16 protein-coding genes are annotated in these 15065 nt (G+C 71.8%); 5 read left to right on the top strand and 11 right to left on the bottom strand.

Going from position 1 to position 15065, the window contains the following annotated elements; translation table 11 throughout:
- Window positions 1-125 precede the first annotated feature (125 nt).
- The 4 genes from infB to rimP all read right to left on the bottom strand — a co-directional run bounded on the left by infB (window position 126) and on the right by rimP (window position 5309).
- A complete protein-coding gene (gene infB, locus OG381_RS33310; RefSeq protein WP_327719703.1) occupies window positions 126-3263 on the bottom strand; it encodes a translation initiation factor IF-2 in 3138 nt (1045 codons plus the stop codon).
- Between the two features lie 163 nt (window positions 3264-3426).
- The gene (locus OG381_RS33305) at window positions 3427-3708 is read right to left on the bottom strand and encodes a YlxR family protein (protein WP_095046730.1); all 282 of its coding nucleotides are present in this window, start codon (window positions 3706-3708) and stop codon (window positions 3427-3429) included.
- 114 nt (window positions 3709-3822) lie between these two features.
- Window positions 3823-4809 (bottom strand): transcription termination factor NusA, encoded by a 987-nt coding sequence (gene nusA, locus OG381_RS33300; protein WP_307025220.1) that lies wholly within the window; start codon window positions 4807-4809, stop codon window positions 3823-3825.
- A gap of 2 nt (window positions 4810-4811) precedes the next feature.
- A complete protein-coding gene (gene rimP, locus OG381_RS33295; RefSeq protein ID WP_327719702.1) occupies window positions 4812-5309 on the bottom strand; it encodes a ribosome maturation factor RimP in 498 nt (165 codons plus the stop codon).
- A gap of 214 nt (window positions 5310-5523) precedes the next feature.
- Between rimP and OG381_RS33290 the strand changes: the two genes are divergently transcribed.
- Genes OG381_RS33290 through OG381_RS33280 form a run of 3 tightly spaced genes read left to right on the top strand, consistent with a single transcriptional unit; the run spans window position 5524 to window position 7442 of the window.
- A complete protein-coding gene (locus OG381_RS33290) occupies window positions 5524-6045 on the top strand; it encodes a hypothetical protein (RefSeq protein WP_307025224.1) in 522 nt (173 codons plus the stop codon).
- Window positions 6042-6518, top strand: a complete 477-nt coding sequence (locus tag OG381_RS33285) for a ferritin-like domain-containing protein (RefSeq protein WP_327719701.1) — start codon at window positions 6042-6044, stop codon at window positions 6516-6518. The genes OG381_RS33290 and OG381_RS33285 overlap by 4 nt, the downstream gene beginning before the upstream one ends.
- Before the next feature lie 27 nt (window positions 6519-6545).
- Window positions 6546-7442: an aminoglycoside phosphotransferase family protein gene (locus tag OG381_RS33280; RefSeq protein WP_327719700.1), complete on the top strand. Its 897-nt coding sequence runs from the start codon at window positions 6546-6548 to the stop codon at window positions 7440-7442.
- 109 nt (window positions 7443-7551) lie between these two features.
- On the opposite strand, the gene OG381_RS33275 is transcribed toward OG381_RS33280, so the two are convergent.
- The 4 genes from OG381_RS33275 to OG381_RS33260 form a co-directional block, all read right to left on the bottom strand.
- Window positions 7552-7971 (bottom strand): hypothetical protein, encoded by a 420-nt coding sequence (locus tag OG381_RS33275; protein ID WP_327719699.1) that lies wholly within the window; start codon window positions 7969-7971, stop codon window positions 7552-7554.
- 336 nt (window positions 7972-8307) lie between these two features.
- Window positions 8308-8829: a WhiB family transcriptional regulator gene (locus tag OG381_RS33270; protein ID WP_327719698.1), complete on the bottom strand. Its 522-nt coding sequence runs from the start codon at window positions 8827-8829 to the stop codon at window positions 8308-8310.
- Window positions 8826-9839 carry a BN159_2729 family protein gene (locus tag OG381_RS33265; protein ID WP_327719697.1) on the bottom strand — a complete coding sequence of 338 codons (1014 nt, stop codon included), beginning with the start codon at window positions 9837-9839 and terminating at the stop codon, window positions 8826-8828. The genes OG381_RS33270 and OG381_RS33265 overlap by 4 nt, the downstream gene beginning before the upstream one ends.
- Window positions 9836-10426, bottom strand: coding sequence for a sigma-70 family RNA polymerase sigma factor (locus tag OG381_RS33260; protein ID WP_327719696.1), 591 nt, complete (start codon window positions 10424-10426; stop codon window positions 9836-9838). The genes OG381_RS33265 and OG381_RS33260 overlap by 4 nt, the downstream gene beginning before the upstream one ends.
- 204 nt (window positions 10427-10630) lie before the next feature.
- On the opposite strand from OG381_RS33260, the gene OG381_RS33255 reads away from it, so the two are divergent.
- The gene (locus OG381_RS33255) at window positions 10631-11053 is read left to right on the top strand and encodes a helix-turn-helix domain-containing protein (RefSeq protein ID WP_327719695.1); all 423 of its coding nucleotides are present in this window, start codon (window positions 10631-10633) and stop codon (window positions 11051-11053) included.
- 155 nt (window positions 11054-11208) lie between these two features.
- Window positions 11209-11436: a hypothetical protein gene (locus OG381_RS33250; protein WP_327719694.1), complete on the top strand. Its 228-nt coding sequence runs from the start codon at window positions 11209-11211 to the stop codon at window positions 11434-11436.
- A 107-nt stretch (window positions 11437-11543) separates the two neighbouring features.
- Here OG381_RS33250 and OG381_RS33245 read toward each other — a convergent pair whose 3' ends face one another.
- The 3 genes from OG381_RS33245 to OG381_RS33235 all read right to left on the bottom strand — a co-directional run bounded on the left by OG381_RS33245 (window position 11544) and on the right by OG381_RS33235 (window position 14881).
- Window positions 11544-13247 (bottom strand): proline--tRNA ligase, encoded by a 1704-nt coding sequence (locus OG381_RS33245; RefSeq protein ID WP_327719693.1) that lies wholly within the window; start codon window positions 13245-13247, stop codon window positions 11544-11546.
- 73 nt (window positions 13248-13320) lie between these two features.
- Entirely contained in the window at window positions 13321-13887 is a 567-nt protein-coding gene (locus tag OG381_RS33240; protein WP_327719692.1) for a GNAT family N-acetyltransferase, read from the bottom strand.
- A 145-nt stretch (window positions 13888-14032) separates the two neighbouring features.
- Entirely contained in the window at window positions 14033-14881 is an 849-nt protein-coding gene (locus OG381_RS33235; RefSeq protein WP_327719691.1) for a GNAT family N-acetyltransferase, read from the bottom strand.
- Window positions 14882-15065: the final 184 nt, after the last annotated feature.

The following is a 15065-nucleotide window of genomic DNA, read 5'->3' as shown; positions in this document are numbered from 1 at the left end:
GATGTCCCGCCGGTTCGGGGTATGGGCGCCGCGTCGACGCCGATACAGGAACCGTACACGCAACGGCCGGGGCCGATCGACGGATATTACGTCCGCCGACCGGCCCCGATCGCGTGCTACGACAATCAGCCGCGCGGCTTCTCGCGCATCTCGTACGTCGCGATGACGTCGTCGACCTTGATGTCGTTGAAGTTGCCGAGGTTGATACCGCCCTCGAACCCTTCGCGGATCTCGGTGACGTCGTCCTTGAAGCGACGCAGACCGGAGATGTTGAGGTTCTCCGCGATGACCTTGCCGTCGCGGACGAGTCGAGCCTTCGTGTTGCGCTTGACCTCGCCCGAGCGGACCAGGACACCGGCGATGTTGCCCAGCTTGGACGACTTGAAGACCTCGCGGATCTCCGCCGTGCCGAGCTCGACCTCCTCGTACTCCGGCTTGAGCATGCCCTTGAGGGCCGCCTCGATCTCCTCGATGGCCTGGTAGATCACCGAGTAGTACCGGACGTCGACGCCCTCGCGCTCCGCCATCTGCGCCGCGCGGCCCGCAGCGCGGACGTTGAAGCCGATGACGATGGCGTCGGAGCCGGTCGCCAGGTTGATGTCGGACTCGGTGACCGCACCCACACCGCGGTGCAGGACACGGATGTCGACCTCGTCGCCGACGTCGAGCTGGAGCAGCGAGGACTCGAGAGCCTCCACCGAACCGGACGCGTCACCCTTGATGATGAGGTTGAGTTCCTGCACCAGACCGGCCTTGAGGGCCTCGTCCAGGTTCTCCAGGGAGAACCGGACTCCACGCCGGGCGAAGTTGGCGTTGCGCTCGCGCGCCGCCCGCTTCTCGGCGATCTGACGGGCCGTGCGGTCCTCGTCGACGACCAGGAAGTTGTCGCCGGCGCCGGGGACGTTGGTGAGACCCAGGACCAGGACGGGGGTCGACGGACCCGCTTCCTCGACGTTGTTGCCGTTGTCGTCGAGCATCGCCCGGACACGGCCGTACGCGTCGCCGACCACCATCGTGTCGCCGATGCGCAGCGTGCCGCGCTGGACCAGGACCGTCGAGACGGCACCGCGACCGCGGTCGAGGTGGGACTCGATCGCAATACCCTGCGCGTCCTGCTCCGGGTTGGCCCGCAGGTCGAGCGAGGCGTCCGCGGTGAGGACCACGGCCTCCAGCAGGCTCTCGATGTTGAGGCCCTGCTTGGCGGAGATGTCGACGAACATGGTGTCGCCGCCGTACTCCTCGGCCACCAGACCGAACTCGGTGAGCTGACCGCGCACCTTGGTCGGGTCCGCGCCCTCGACGTCGATCTTGTTGACCGCGACCACGATCGGCACCTCGGCCGCCTTGGCGTGGTTCAGCGCCTCGATCGTCTGGGGCATCACACCGTCGTTGGCCGCCACCACGAGGATCGCGATGTCGGTCGACTTGGCACCACGGGCACGCATGGCGGTGAACGCCTCGTGACCCGGGGTGTCGATGAAGGTGATCCTGCGCTCTTCGCCGTTGACCTCGGTCGCCACCTGGTACGCACCGATGTGCTGCGTGATACCGCCGGCCTCGCCCGCGACGACGTTCGTCTTGCGGATGGTGTCGAGAAGGCGGGTCTTACCGTGGTCGACGTGACCCATGACGGTCACGACCGGCGGACGGACCACCAGGTCTTCCTCGTCGCCCTCGTCCTCGCCGAACTCGATGTCGAAGGACTCGAGAAGCTCGCGGTCCTCCTCCTCCGGGCTGACGATCTCGAGGATGAAGTTCATCTCGTCCGCGAGGAGCTTCAGCGTCTCGTCGGAGACGGACTGCGTGGCAGTGACCATCTCGCCGAGGTTCATCATCACGCCGACGAGCGACGCCGGGTTGGCGCCGATCTTCTCGGCGAAGTCGGTGAGCGACGCACCGCGCGACAGGCGGACGGACTGTCCGTTGCCGCGAGGCAGCATCACGCCGCCGACCGACGGGGCCTGCATGGCCTCGTACTCCTGGCGCCTCTGCCGCTTCGACTTGCGACCACGACGCGCGGGACCGCCGGGACGACCGAAGGCGCCCTGCGTGCCACCACGGCCACCGGGACCACCCGGACGACCGCCGAAGCCGGGACGGCCACCGCCGCCGGGACCACCGGGACCACCCGGACGACCGGCGAAACCGCCACCGCCACCGGGACCACCCGGACGACCGGCGAAGCCGCCGCCACCGCCACCGGGACCAGCGGGACGACCGGCGAAGCCGCCGCCGCCACCCGGACGACCGCCGCCGGCACCGCCGGGACGACCGCCGCCGCCACCGGGACCGCGGCCGCCGGGGCCACCGCCACCGGGACGCGGGCCGGCAGCCGGACGCTGCGGCATCATGCCGGGGTTCGGACGCGGACCGCCGCCGGGACGCGGAGCGCCGCCCTGCGGACGGGGCATGCCGCCCGGGGAGGGACGAGCGCCGCCCGGAGCCGCCGGACGGGCACCGCCCGCAGCGCCCTGGGGACGGGGACCACGGTCCTGGCCCTGCGGACGCGGGGCGCCACCGGGACGGTCACCGGGGCCACCCTGGCCACCGGGACGCGGGGCGCCGCCCGGACGGGGCGCCTGCGGGCGCGCCATGCCGGTGGAGCCACCAGAGGTGAAGGGGTTGTTGCCCGGACGGGGACCGGCCGGACGAGCGCCGGGACGCGAGGCCTGGCCACCCGGACGCGGGGCGCCCGGACGGTCGCCGCGATCGCCGCGGTCGCGACCCTGGCCGCCCTGACCGGGGCCACCGGCGGGACGGGGAGCACCCGGACGCGGAGCCTGCTGGCCGGCCGGACGCGGGGCGCCCGGACGCGGGGCGGAGCCCTGGGAGGCCGGCGGCGCGGCGGGGGCCGACGGGGGTGCCGTGAACTCGGGCGTGGTCGGAGCCGGTGACGCCGGCGCGGGGCGCGGCGCGGGCTTCGGGCCCGGAGTGGGACGGGGGCCGGGAGCGGCCGGCGCGGCGGGAGCCGCGGGCGTCTCGGCAACGGCCGGCTTGGGGGCCGGCGGGCGCGGGGCGGCCGGACGGGCAGCCTGCGCCGGAGAGGGGGCACCCGGCTTGGCCGGTGCGGCCTTGCGGGCGGGGGCGGGCTTGCCGCCTCCGTTGCCCTGCTGAAGGGCGTCCGTCAGCTTACGGACGACGGGCGCTTCGATGGTCGAAGACGCCGAACGGACAAATTCACCGAGTTCTTGGAGCTTGGCCATGACGACCTTGCTCTCCACCCCGAACTCCTTGGCGAGTTCGTATACCCGGACCTTAGCCACTTCGCTCCTTTTAGGTCCGGGTTGCGTCCGGACCGTCGCTACTTCATGGGCGTACTCATCGCGTGCTCATCGAGTGCTCATCGCAATCTCGACCTACTTCCAACTCGCGGGGTACCAGGGCCGCACGGGGGTTCCGTGCGACGCTCCTTGCGGTGTTGCCTGCTCAGCAACTGTCTGTCTGCTCGACGTACTGGCGCAACGCCTTTACGTCGAGCGCTCCCGGGGCGCGAAGCGCCCTCGTGAACGCCCGGCGGCGTACCGCCTGGTCGAGACAGACCAGGGCGGGGTGCACGTAGGCGCCCCGGCCGGGCAGCGTACCGCGAGGATCGGGGACGCATGCGTCCTTGATCGCCACGGTACGCAGCAGATCGGTCTTGGCCGCTCGCTGCCTGCACCCCACACAGGTGCGTTCAGGGCATGCGCGGGCGTGCGTCCGGCCAGACACTGCTAAGTCTACCTCCCCGTAGCGACCTCACCCCTTCGGGGCAGCGATCGAACGGTTGTTGTCGTGATCTCAGCCCTCGTGGGCCGAGATCTATTCCCGATCGTGATCCGGGACCTATTCGCTCGGCTGCTCGATGTCCGGACGGATGTCGATCCGCCAGCCGGTCAGACGAGCCGCGAGCCGGGCATTCTGCCCTTCCTTGCCGATCGCCAGCGACAGCTGGTAGTCCGGCACCGTCACGCGCGCGGAGCGGGCCGCGAGGTCGACGACCTCCACCTTGGATACCCGGGCCGGGGAGAGCGCGTTCGCCACCATCTCGGCCGGGTCGTCCGACCAGTCGACGATGTCGATCTTCTCGCCGTTCAGCTCACCCATGACGTTGCGCACCCGCCCGCCCATGGGGCCGATGCAGGCACCCTTGGCGTTCAGTCCGGAACGGGTGGACCGTACGGCGATCTTCGTCCGGTGACCGGCCTCACGCGCGATGGCGGCGATCTCCACCGAACCGTCGGCGATCTCCGGCACCTCCAGGGCGAAGAGCTTCTTCACCAGATTGGGATGTGTGCGCGACAGCGTGACGGACGGACCGCGCACACCCCTCGCCACCCGCACGACGTACGACCGAAGCCGCATGCCGTGCTGATACGTCTCACCGGGGACCTGCTCCTGCACCGGCAGGATGGCCTCCAGCTTGCCGATGTCCACGAGCACGTTCTTCGGGTCACGGCCCTGCTGGACCATGCCCATGACGATGTCGCCCTCACGGCCGGCGTACTCGCCGAGCGTCGCGTCGTCCTCGGCGTCGCGCAGCCGCTGCAGGATGACCTGCTTGGCGGTGGTGGCGGCGATACGGCCGAAGCCGGACGGGGTGTCGTCGAACTCGCGGGCCTCCTGGCCCTCCTCGAGGTCCTCGGGGTCCTCCTTCGCCCACACCGTCACGTGGCCGGTTTCCCGGTTGAGCTCCACGCGCGCGTGGCGGCGGCTTCCCTCGGTGCGGTGATAGGCGATGAGGAGGGCCGACTCGATCGCCTCGACCAGCAGGGGGAAGGAGATCTCCTTCTCCCGTACCAAGCCCCGCAGGGCACTCATGTCGATGTCCACGGCTACGCCTCCTCTTCCTTCTTGTCCTTGCGGTTGAACTCGACCTGCACGCGCGCCCTGTCGATGTCGGAGAAGGCGAGTCTGCGGCTGGTGGCCTTGCGGCCCTTGACCCCGGGCACCTCGACGTCCAGACCCTCGTCGTCGACCTCGAGGATCCGCGCGACCACTTCGCCGCCCTCGGTCAGCTGGAACTTCACCAGCCGGCCCACGGCCCGCACATAGTGCCGGTGCTCCGTGAGGGGGCGCTCCGCGCCCGGGGTGCCGACCTCGAGGGTGTACTCGCCCTCACCCATCGCGTTCGTCTCGTCGAGCTTCGCCGAGAGCGCGCGGCTCACATCGGCGATCTGGTCCAGGTCCGCCCCGGTGTCGGAGTCCACGACGACGCTGAGCAACCGCTTCCGTCCTACGGAGTCCACTGAGATCTCTTCCAGATCCAGACCCTGGGAGCTGACGAGCGGTTCCAGGAGCTCTCGCAGCCTCTCGCTCTGGGTGGTGCTCATCCGGGTGACTCCTCGGCCGCGTGTGCTGTTGTGGGTAGGTCGCGTGTCTGGTCAAAGGGTATCCGCTCCAAAGGTGTGTTGCCGTCCACCCTGCGGCGACCGGGGGTCCGCCACGGTGCCGATGAGGGGTTGTGGAGCGGGGCGCGGGTACCGTGATCACCGGCGGGCGCCTACCCGCCCATGTGTTCGTACGAGCCCCCCGAGGACGACTGCCGTGCCGTACCCCCCGCCGCCGCGCACCCCCTCGGGGCCGCGCCGAAGAACCCTCCTCGCCTCGGCCGCCGGTGCCGCCCTGCTGGTGGGCTGCTCCTCCGGGTCCGAGGAGACCGAGGAGAGCACCGGAGGCAGTCCGTCGGTCGCCGAGCGGGCACGCACGCGTGCGGCGCGGGACAGCCGGGGGATCGTCGAGCGGTACGACGCGGTGATCGCCGCGTATCCGGGGCTCGCTGAGCGGCTGGGAGTGCTGCGGGCGGAGGCCGTGCGGCATGTGGAGGCGTTCGGCGGTACGCCGGCGGCGACCGGTTCGGCGTCGCCCACCGTCGGCTCCCCCGCCCCCTCCGTCGTACCCGGCACCGAGAAGGACGCCCTCGCCGGGCTCGCCACCGCCGAGCGGTCGCTCGCGGACGCGCGGGCGAAGTCGCTCCTCGAGGTGCCGGGCGAGCTGGCCCGGCTGCTGGCCTCCGTGGCGGCGGCCGGGGCGGCACACGCGTATCTGCTGACGGAGGCGGCGAAGTGAGCGACGAGCGGGACAAGCGTGAGCTGGCCGCGCTCCAGGCGGCGCTGGCGGCCGAACATGCCGCCGTGTACGGGTACGGGGTCGTCGGCGGGCGGATCCGTGAGGGGCGGCGTACCGAGGCGAAGTCGGCGTACGACGCCCATCGCGCCCGGCGCGACGCGCTCGCCCGTGAGGTGCGGGACCTCGGCGGCACCCCGGCGGCAGCCGCGGCGGGTTACGCGCTGCCGTTCCCGGTGCCGGACTCGGACGCGGCCGTACGGCTGGCCGCCGAGCTGGAGGACCGGGTCGCCGGGGTGTACTCCGACCTGGTGCGGGCAACCGTGGACGGGCGGCGCTCCATGGCCGCCGAGGCGCTGCGGGAGGCGGCGGTGCGGGCGGTGCGCTGGCGCGGGGAGAGCGTAGCCTTCCCTGGTCTCGCCGAACGGGCGGCGACCGCGTCGGCCCCACCGGCTTCGGCGACACCCACGGCGTAACGGGTACGGGAAGGGAACTGCTCGCGTATGGCTTTCGAACCGCCACAGCGTCTGGTGAGGGCGCTCGGTGAGACGGCACCCGGAGACGGCTGGCTGGAGAAGCTGCCCGAGGTGGCTCGGCAGGCCGTCGCGCTACGCGAGTCGACCGTGGAACGGGTGCAGGTGCCGGGCGGCCGCAGCAGCCTCGTCGTCCTGGTCCGGCGGTCCGACGGCACCCCCGCCGTGCTCAAGCTGGCCCCGCCCCGGTCCCGGCCGGAGGCCGAGCGGGCGGCACTGGCGCACTGGGGCGGGCGCGGTGCGGTGCAGTTGCTCGACGAGCCGGTGACCGAGGGGGTGCTGCTGCTGGAGCGGCTGCACCCCGATGTGTCGGTGCGGTCGTTGCCGGAGGCGAAGGCGCTGCTGGAGGCGGCGGGCACGTTGCGCCGGTTGTGGGTGGAGCCGCCGGGTGACCAGGTCTTCGAGACGGTGGCCGAGCGGACCGGGCGGCAGGCCGAGGCGATGCGGGCGGGCGCGGGCGCGGATGTGGCCGATCTCGTGAGTGCGGCTCTCACCGCCCGTGAGGAGTTGCTGGTGGCTCCGCCGGAGTCGCGGTTGCTGCACGGGACGTTTCGGCAGAGCAAGGTGCTGGCGGCGGAGCGGTCGCCGTGGCTTGCCGTGGGGCCGGATCCGGTGGTCGGGGAGTGTGCGTTCGATCTGGCTCGGCTGGTGCGGGACCGCGTCGAGGACCTGATCGCCCAGCCGTCGGGGGCGGCCATCACCCGGCGGCGGATCAAGCGGCTCGCGGAGTCGTTGGATGTGGATCAGGAGCGGCTGCGGGGGTGGACGCTGTTCCGGGCGGTGGAGTCCGGGGTGCGGGCGCGGCGGGTGGGCCGGCTTCAGGACGCCGAGCTGCTGCTGGAGTTCGCGGCCTGGCTGCACGGGTGACCGCGCCCCTCTGCCCGAGGGTTGTCGCAGAGGGGCGCGGTGGGTCCGGCCGACGTGCCTCCCGAGCCTGCCGACCGGGGTCTGTGGTGCAGGGCCGTGCGGACCGCCGTCAGTGACCGGCGGGCCGGGCCGAAGGCCGCGGTTCGTCGGGGGTGGTGAGGAAGGCTCCCTCGACCGCCAGCAGCCTGGTGTGGCGGCGGATGTGGGCGGCCTGGTCGGCGGCCCCGTGGCCGTCCCGCGGCGGGCACTGCGGGGTGGGCTCCGCGTACGGGACATGGGTGAACAGCGGCAGCTCGGTGGGCTGCAGCCACCAGCACAGCTGCCGTTCCCCGGCCGTGAGCCGCAACAGGTGCGTGCCGTCCGGTCCGCCGCCGGTGGTCGGGGTGACGACGGCGCTCGACGGGTGCAGCGCCGCCAGCCAGGCCAGCAGGTGCGCCCGTTCAAGGGCGACGCGGGACAGTTCCCGTGCGTAGGAGTCGGCGTGCCGCTGCCAGCGGGCGAGTTCCTGCCGACAGCCGTCCGAGGTCACGTCGGGGCGCTGCCCCGGGGCGGACCGCGGTGGACCGGGACGGTGCCGAGGTCTGAGCAGCCTGACCAGGGCGGTGGCCGCACGGCCTCGCGGCCGGGAACCGTCGGCACCGGGTGCCTCGGGCGGCGTTGTTGTCGGGGGTAGGGACATGGGAACTCCGGTGGCGATGGGCGGGAGACGGGTCCGGAACGGGCGGCGGGTTTTCCTGGGCGGTCCCGCCCAGGACGCGGGCATGGGGCACCACTGACCGCGGGCGGGGTCCTGGCCCGGCGGTCCGAAGACGGGAGAGGTCGGGATTCTCGGGCGGCGAGTCCGTGGCGCACTGATCGCTTGGCCTCAGGACCGGGCCACGGCGGGCCGTATGCCGTCGGCTCGGCTCCGGGTGGAGCCGGTACGGCGGTAGCGGCCGACGTCGCGCGCGTTGGCGTCTCGGCACGCCTCGTCGACGGGTTCGCCCCGGCGCAGGTGACGCTGGTAGGCCGCCCGGGTGCCACAAGGGGCGGGTCGCCTGCGCGGCGCGGCGCCCGGCTGAGGCCGCGGCGGGGGCTGGGTCCGCGCGCGGCGGTCCTCCAGGCGCTCCAGATCGTGGCGCTGGGGGCCCGTCAGTCCGGCGATGACGCCGTCGCGGCGGCCCTTGGGAAGCCCCTTCTCGCGGCGCAGCACCGCGGCCCGGCAGTCGTCGAGCACCGGACATGCCGCGCATATCTCCCGGGCCCTGGTCCAGGACCTGCGGGAGAACCAGATGTCCGCGTCCTGGTGCAGACAGGCGGCGCCGGCCTCCCAGGCACGCGAGCCCTCCGGCGCGGTACCCCGGTCCTCCCGGGCTCCGGTCCCACGGACGGGCAGGGACCGGTTCACCGGGTCGGCCCGTCCGGCCCGGACACCGCGGGCGGTGACTGCCGCAGAGGCCGGAGCCGTACCGCGGAGCCGTCACCGCCCGTTTCTCCCCGAGCGTGCGCTGCCGTGGGCGGCAGCGTCGCGGGTCCCGTGGGCCTCGGCTCCACGATCCGTACGGTCCCCGCCGCGCCGGCCGTCGGCCGCACCGCCCGGGCCCGGCGCCCGGTTCGCTCCCCCACCGGGTTCCGGGCCCGGGACCCGGCGTGTGCCGGCCGCCTGGCCCGGGCGCGGGCCAGGTCCACGGTCGGGGCGGTGCCCGGCATCACGGGCGGGAGGGGTGTCAACGGCCCCAGGTAGGCCGCCACGTTGGCGAGGGTGCATCGTTCGGGCCGGCCGTCGAGGGACATCAATGGCATGCCGTCCCGGGTGCGGGAGCCCTGGAAGTACCAGACGTCCCCCTGCGCGTCCCGTTGCGGCAGGGTCAGGTCGTACGTGGTGCCGTCGAGGTGGAACAGGCACCTTTCCCGGCCGGTCCGCGGGCTCGGCGGCGCCGTGCCCATGCCGTGTGCCACCACGGTCACGCGCACGCCGTCACGTTCCCCCTCTCCGGTCACCGTGCGGGGCTCGGGCCGCTCGCCGACGGCCGTGATACCGAAGTGGACCCGCCAGCGGACCCAGTGAGCCGGATCGTCGACCCGGAGCAGCACCCGCACCCGGTCACCGTCCACCCGGACGTCGTACGGACCAGGGTGCCCGGCCAGTTCACGTTCGACGGCGCGCGCCACCTCCCGGGCCCGCGCGCAGGAGTGGTCCCAGGCCAGAGCCTGCCGCTCCAGTTCCGTGACGGGTTGCGGGGCGCCGGCCCCGTGCCTGTCCGGCGTCCGGTGCAGCACCACGCCGAAGGACCTTTCGGGATCGACGAGGAGCCGGGCCGAGTCCAGCGCGTGCGCGACGGCCGCCGCCTGTTCCGCCCGGACGGACACCAGCACCGTGCGGACGACCCCGGCCGCGTGCGGAAGGTTGCTGTTCACGCCGGCACCGTCCCGATGGTCCAGCGCAGCTTCCGCACCGCCCGGTAGGTGAGCGTCTTGACGGCGCCGACGCTCCTGCCCATCGCCAGAGCCGTCTCCTGCGCCGTCAGTTCGTCGAGGAAACGGAGCTCCACACAGTGCCGCTGATGGGGATTGAGGGTGTGCAGGGCGGTGCGGACGGTCTCGTGGGCCTCGACGGCCTCCAGTTCGCGCAAGGCCAGCGACTCGGCGCCCCGTCCGGAGTCCCCGACGTCCTTGAGTTCGGCGACCGGCGTCTCCAAGCGGGTGCGGCCGTGGCCGAGTTCGTCGAGGAAGAGGTTGCGCGCGATGGTGGTGAGCCAGGCGGCGAAGGCTCTGCCCTGCCAGGTGTACGCGTCGATATGGCGCAACGCGCGGGTGAACACCTCCTGCGTGAGGTCCTCGGCCAGGTGTCTGTTGCGGGTGCGGACGAGCAGGAAGCTGTACACGAGGCCGAAGTGCTCGTGGTACAGCGCGGCGAACGCCTCCCTGTCGCCGACGCGGGCGCGGGCGACCAGGTCGGGCTCCAGGCCGTCCGGGGCGATCGATGGATGGAGCGGTACGGACACAGAAGCCTCCACATATGCAATCTTCATGTAGATGTAGATTTCACGACCGGACGTCGAGGACTGGACATCCGGGGGTATCTACAGTCTTCAGGTAGATGCATATTGTGTCAAGTTACTCACGGAACGTGAGCGACTGGAGAGGTCCGAATTGCCGGTCTGCGATCTACTTGCGCTTGTAGATAGCGATGGCCGATCCTCTGTTGCGTGACGAACGAGCAGAGCCGCCCGGAAGACCCCAACCCCGGCCACGATCCGGCGCGCCGGGACGAGGACCTCGCGGCGCTGCTCGAAAAGCTCCTGGCGCGGGCCCCGGGAAAGACGCAGAAGGATCTGGCGTCGGAGGCCGGCATCTCGTACCCGACGCTGAACGCCTGGATGAACCGGACGCGCGGCACCTCGCGCATCGACCCGGAGAAACTGCGGGCCATGGTGGAGGTGTTCCGGCGCTGGGGCGTGCGAACAACGCCGAAGGAGTTCTTCGAGGCGGTCGGCCGCCCTGTGCCCGGCCCCAGTGGGGACGAGCGTGAGGCGCGGCTCCTGAAGCTGTACCGGCAACTGCCGGAGTCACGTCAACGCGCACTGCTCAAGGACGCCGAGGCAATGCTCCAGGTCACCCGTATTTCGTGAGGGCGGCCGGGTCTGCGCGGGTTCGTGGAACATGTCAAAAGCTTTCACGATCCCGACAGCCGTCGGTACCATCAGTCCGCCGCTGGCCTCCCGGAGCGGATCACTTCGTACCGTCGTGCATCCCTGGGGAGACAGTTGTGTGCATCCACATTTTATTGACGGACGATCTGCCGAGGATCGCGGTGTGGGATCCGGACGAGGTCAGCATCCGCGTGGCCAGAGGACTCCCGGCGCACGACGTACTCCGTGAAGTACGCGACATCCTGATGACCGACCTGGGCGCCCCTGCCTCTCGCGGGGCCCTGCTCCACTGCTTCTGCGGTATGCGCGTGGAACTCCCCGTCCAGTTGATCCCCTGCTTCATGGCAGCCGAAGCGGGCTGAACCGGCGGCGCGGTGGCCGTTCTCCTCCGCGGTGACGTCCTGTCACGCCCCGCGGAAGGGAACGGCCCGAGAGAGCTCTCGTACGACCGCCGGCCCCTGACGACCGATCAGGCGCTGAGCCGGGCGATCGCCTCGTCCACCGTCAGCTCCTCGCGCTCCCCGGTCCTGCGGTCCTTGAGCTCCAGGACGCCCTCGGCGGAGCGGCGGCCCGCGACGAGGATCTTCGGTACGCCGATCAGCTCGGCGTCCGTGAACTTCACGCCCGGGGAGACGCCGGCCCGGTCGTCGACCAGGACCCGCAGGCCGGCCGCGCGCAGCTTCTCGGAGACGTCGAGGGCCAGTTCGGTCTGGAGGGCCTTGCCGGCGGCGACGACGTGGACGTCGGCCGGGGCGACCTCGGCGGGCCAGCACAGGCCCTGCTCGTCGGCGCTCTGCTCGGCGATGGCCGCGACCGCGCGGGTGACGCCGATTCCGTAGGAGCCCATGGTCACGCGGACCGGCTTGCCCTGCTGGCCGAGGACGTCGAGCTTGAGGGCGTCGGCGTACTTGCGGCCCAGCTGGAAGATGTGGCCGATCTCGATGGCCCGGTCCAGCTTGAGGCCGGTGCCGCACTTCGGGCAGGGGTCGCCGTCCTGGACGACCACGACGTCGACGTACTCGCCGACCTCGAAGTCGCGGCCCACGACGACGTTCTTGGTGTGCGTGTTCGCCTTGTTGGCGCCCGTGATCCACGCGGTGCCGGGAGCCACACGCGGGTCGGCGATGTACGTGACCTTCTCGCCCAGACCCTGCGGGCCGACGTAGCCGCGGACCAGGTCCGGGCGGCCCGCGAAGTCCGCCTCGGTGACCATCTCGACGGCCGCGGGGGCGAAGTGCGCCTCGACCTTGCCCATGTCGACCTCACGGTCGCCGGGGACACCGACGGCGACGATCTCGCCGTCGACCTTCACGAGGAGGTTCTTCAGGGTGGCGGAGGCCGGCACGCCGAGGGAGGCGGCGAGGGTCTCGATGGTGGGGGTGTCGGGGGTCGGGATGTCCTCGGCGGCGGGGACGTCGGTGGCGTCCACGGGCTGGAGCTCGTACGAGATCGCCTCGGTGTTGGCCGCGAAGTCGCAGTTGGGGCAGTCGGCGAAGGTGTCCTCGCCGGCGCCGGCCGGGGCGAGGAACTCCTCGGACTTGGAGCCGCCCATCGCGCCCGCGGTGGCAGCGCAGATGCGGTAGTCGAGGCCGAGGCGCGTGAAGATCTTCTGGTAGGCCTCGCGGTGCAGCGCGTAGGACCGGGCCAGGCCCTCGTCCTCGGTGTCGAAGGAGTACGAGTCCTTCATGAGGAACTCGCGGCCGCGCAGCACGCCGGCCCGCGGGCGGGCCTCGTCGCGGTACTTGTTCTGGATCTGGTAGAGGATGACCGGCAGGTCCTTGTAGGAGGACGCCTGGTCCTTCACCAGCAGGGTGAAGATCTCCTCGTGGGTCGGGCCGAGGAGGTAGTCGCCGCCCTTGCGGTCCTGGAGGCGGAACAGCTCGGGGCCGTACTCCTCCCAGCGGCCGGTCGCCTCGTAGGGCTCACGCGGCAGGATGGCGGGGAGCAGCACCTCCTGGGCGCCGATCGCGTCCATCTCCTCACGGACGACCCGTTCCACATTGCGCAGGACCCGCATACCGAGGGGCAGCCAGCTCCAGATGCCGGCCGCGGTGCGGCGGACGTAGCCGGCGCGGACGAGGAGCTTGTGGCTGAGGACCTCGGCGTCCGCCGGGTCGTCGCGCAGCGTCTTCGCCATCAACTGGGACATGCGCTGGACCGGTGCGTTGGCCATGGTTCTCGTACTCCTGCCGGATAAGGGTGATGGCTAGGAGGTTAGCCGGGGGGCCGGTTGTGGCGGAAATCGGTTAACGACGGCGCAAGGGCAAAGGAGCGCCCATGACGGCGTACGGCTTCGGGGCGCTGGGGAACAGGACCTGGCGGGCCAGGTCCTGGTAGCCGAGGGAGTGGTAGAGGCCACGGGCCGGGCTGTCGGTGTCGATCGCGGAGAGGATCGAGCGGGGTTCGCGGGCGCCGTCCGTGATGGTGGTGATCAGGGAGCGGCCCACACCGCGGTTCTGGTAGCGCGGGTGGACGTGGAGTTCCGTGATCACGAAGGAGTCGTCCAGCCAGACGTCGTGGCCCTGGGCGCGGAGATAGGGCTCCACGACCGTGGACCACCAGTGGGTGCGGTCGTTGGGCATGCCGTAGACGAAGCCCACCAGACGCTCCGCCGAGGTGGCGCCGAGGGCATGGGCGCCGGGGTAGGTCATGTGGCGCAGGACGATCTGGCGGCGGACCGCCACCTCGTCGGCGCCGAGACCGAACGCCACCGCTTGGACGGCCAGGGCTTCGTCGACGTGGGTGGAGAGGTCGAGAGGGCCGATCACGATGTCGTCGGGTTGGCGGCGGTGTCCGTGACCGGGGAAGCGCATGTGGGGATCGTATAGGGGGCGCGCGTCGTTGGCTGAGTACGGGTTCGTTGTGGCTGGTCGCGCTCACGCGGCGGTAGCCGCACATCGATACCGCCCCGTGCCCCTACGGCCGTTGCCCCTAAAGACGTTTGCCGGAAAAGGCTTGTCAGAACAGGACGCTCATGAAGGCGCCGACCTCCTGGAAGCCCACCCTCCGGTACGTCCTTCTCGCCGACGTGTTGAAGTCGTTGACGTAGAGACTGACCACCGGGGCCACGTCCGCCAGCGCGTAGCGCAGGACCGCCGCCATGCCCGGGGCCGCCAGGCCCCTCCCCCGGTACTCGGGGGCCACCCACACACCCTGGATCTGGCAGGCCCGGGTCGTGGCCGCGCCGATCTCGGCCTTGAAGACGACCTTGCCGTCGGCGTCGATACGGGCGAACGAGCGGCCTGCGCCGACGAGTTCGGCGACCCTCGCCTGGTAGAGGAGACCCCCGTCACCGGCCAGCGGGGAGACGCCGACCTCCTCGGTGAACATCGCCACGCACGCCGGCATGATCGTCTCCATCTCGTCCTTGCGGACGCGGCGGACGTGCGGATCCGGGGCTATGTCGGTGGGCATGCGGTCGGTGACCATGAGGGGCTGGCGCGGGCGGACGTCGCGGGCCGGGCCCCAGCTGGGTTCGAGGAGGCGCCAGAGTTCGGCGGTGGGCTCGGCCGGGCCGACGATCGAGGAGCAGCGGCGGCCCGCCCTGCGAGCCCGGTCGGCGAAGGCGCGGACGGCTCGGGGGGTGGCGCAGATGGGGACCAGGTTGGCGCCGGCGTAGCAGAGGGACGTCAGCATGCCGTCCTCGTACCAGCCCCACATCTCGCCGCCGAGCCGCCAGGGGTCGAGGCCGGCGACCTGTACGCGGGATGTCACGAAGGCGTTCGCGACCGGGTCGCGGTCGAGGACGGCGAGCGCGGCGTCCAGGTCGCTCGGTTCGAGGACCCGGGAGGTCGTCTGGGTCAACACGGGCGGGGCCTCACACTGGGGACTGCTGATCTCCGCACTGTACCTGCGGAAGCTGAGCGATGCCGCCCAGTGGAGGGTGCCGTTGTTTTCAGGTGCGGGGCGTGGGGGGTGCCGGGCGCCTGTGAGCTCGGAGGCTGCGGTGCGGGGGCGGCTGCGGGTCGTGGGGGGGCTGGTCGCTCAGTTC

This window comes from Streptomyces sp. NBC_00490 (assembly GCF_036013645.1).
GTDB classification, from domain to species: domain Bacteria; phylum Actinomycetota; class Actinomycetes; order Streptomycetales; family Streptomycetaceae; genus Streptomyces; species Streptomyces canus_F.
The sequence above is the reverse complement of the archived record's forward strand: the minus strand, read 5'-3'. Positions and strand labels throughout refer to the sequence as shown.